The organism is Escherichia sp. MOD1-EC6300 (genome assembly GCF_002965045.1).
Classification (GTDB): Bacteria; Pseudomonadota; Gammaproteobacteria; order Enterobacterales; family Enterobacteriaceae; genus Escherichia; species Escherichia coli_F.
On record NZ_PTRH01000039.1, the window covers coordinates 1 to 2,346 of the forward strand.

A 2,346-nucleotide genomic window follows, 5' to 3' on the forward strand; every position below is an offset into this window, starting at 1 on the left:
ACTTCCGTCAACCAGGCTTATCAGCGTGGTACCGGAGGATGGCAGCGTGATTTCACGGTCGAGCGTCAGCGTCCGGGTCTGGCTGTTTACCGCCAGCACGCGCCCGCCGGTGCTGATACCGGCATAGTCATCATCACAGATTTCAATGACATCGCCCGGCACATGGCGAAGCCCTTCTGCGCCCACGCAGAAGTCCACGGTCTGCGTTTCCAGCAGTTCTGTTTTAATCAGCCACAGCCCGGCGCGGTGTGCCTGCCCCCGGCTTGTACAGCCAAAAGCATCCATCTTCGTGACGTTACGACCGTAACGGGCAATGGCCTGCGTATCCTCCACAAGCTCTGTCGCCGTCTCCCAGCCGTTGTTCGGGTCAATCCAGTTCACCTCAACGGCATTATGGCGGTCTTTCAGGGCGCTGAAACTGTAGCGGAACGGCGCGCCATCATCCGGCATCACCACATTACTGCGGTTATAGGTCCACACCTTATCCGACGGTCGGTCCTGCACGAACGTCAGCGTCTGCCCGTTCCATACCGGCATACAGCGCATCGCCGAGCAGAAATCACTGAGCACATCCCACGCCTTGCGCTGTGTGGTCAGGTACGCATTACAGGTGATGCGCGGCTCCGTGCCGCCAAAGCCGTCCGGCACTGACTGGTCGCAGTACTGGCCGATGACATACAGCGCCCATTTGTCCACATCCGCCGCACCAAGACGTTTCCCCATGCCGTAGCGTGGATGGGTCAGCATATCCCACAGACACCAGGCCATGTTATTGCTGTATGCTGGCTTAAACGTTCCGTCCCAGATACCGCTGTATTGCCGCGTCTGCGGGTTATAGTTCGACGGCACCTGCAGAATACGCCCGCGCAGATGATAATTACGGCTCACCTGCTGGCTGCCGAACTGCTCCGAATCCACCTGTACGCCGACCAGTGCCGTGTTCGGGTAGCACTGTTTCACATCGATGATTTCGGTGTATGACGACCAGAGCGTTTTGTTCTGCAGCTGGTCTGTGGTGCTGTCCGGCGTCATCCTGCGCATCCGGATATTGAACGGGCGCGGCGGCAGGTTACCCACCACCACCGATGCCAGATACTGTGAGGTGGTTTTGCCTTTAATGGTGATGTCTTTTTCCGTCACCCAGCCACCGTTACGCTGTATCTGAACCAGCAGGCGGACTTCCGACGGATTCCGGTCCCCCTTTGAGGTGGTTTCCACCAGTGCCTGCACACCGAAGGTAAAGCGCAGACGGTCGATGTTTGCAGACGTGATGGTCCGGGTAATCGGCGTGTCGTACTTCACTTCCGTACCCAGCACCGTCTCGGAGCCGGAGGATTCAAATCCCTCCGGCGGTGTCTGCTCCTGCTCACCTGCCCGGAAAACCACCGTGACACCGGAGATATTGGTATTCCCCTCACTGTCCAGCACTGGCGTACTGTTCAGCAGCACACTTTTTAATCCGTCCACCGGACCTTCAACCGGCCCTTCACTGATGGCGTCTATCACGCTCAGCATCTGGGATGATTTCAGGTTGTCCTTCGCTTCGCGCGGGGTATGCCCCTTACTGCTGCCTTTACCCATTCCTCACGCTCCAGAAACGACAAAACCGCCCTGAGGCGGTTTCACATAAAACGTTTTTCATCAACGACCAATCACCACAACCTGACCACCGTCCCCCTCGTCTGCCGTGCTGATCTCCTGAGAAGCCACCCGCGACCCCACGCGCATTTCACCGTACAGAACAGGCAGAACATTGCCCTGGGCAACCATGTTATCCAGTGAGGAGAAATAGGTGTTCTGCTTACCGTTATCCGTTGTCTGTGTACGGGGAGTTCTGGCTTTCGGTGCCAGCATCTGCGCCACACCACCAAGTACCATACTGGCACCGAGAGAAAACAGGATACCGGTCATACCACCGGCCCCAATGGCTGCCCCCCATGCTGCAAGGGTGGCTCCGGCAGTAAAGAATGATCCGGCAATGGCGGCAGCCCCCAGAACAATCTGGAATACGCCCCCTGACTTGGCCCCGGCGACTCTGGGAACAATATGAATCACAGCGCCGTCAGGCAGAACCTCATGTAACTGCGCCGTCAATCCGGACGTGCTGACGTCCCGCCCGGAAATCCGTACCTGATACCAGCCGTCGCTCAGTTTCTGACGAAACGCCGGGAGCTGTGTGGCCAGCGCCCGAATGGCTTCAGCCCCCGTTTTCACACGAAGGTCGATGCGGCGGCCAAATCGTTGTAAATCCCCGTAAAGGCAGATGCGCGCCATGCCCGGTGACGCCAGAGGGAGTGTGTGCGTCGCTGCCATTTGTCGGTATACCTCTCTCGTTTGCTCAGTTGT

2 protein-coding genes and 1 pseudogene are annotated in these 2,346 nt (G+C 58.0%); all 3 read right to left on the reverse strand.

Translation table 11 applies throughout. The features are described from left to right. Positions 1 to 1,581 (reverse strand): host specificity protein J (locus BGE37_RS24605; protein ID WP_105288545.1); only part of this gene is annotated, 1,581 nt, incomplete at its 3' end. A gap of 60 nt (positions 1,582 to 1,641) precedes the next feature. Beyond that, a complete protein-coding gene (locus BGE37_RS24610) occupies positions 1,642 to 2,214 on the reverse strand; it encodes a tail assembly protein (protein ID WP_000847682.1) in 573 nt (190 codons plus the stop codon). Continuing rightward, positions 2,211 to 2,346: pseudogene (locus BGE37_RS25480) on the reverse strand (phage tail protein); the annotation flags it as partial. The pseudogene BGE37_RS25480 and the gene BGE37_RS24610, both read right to left, overlap by 4 nt.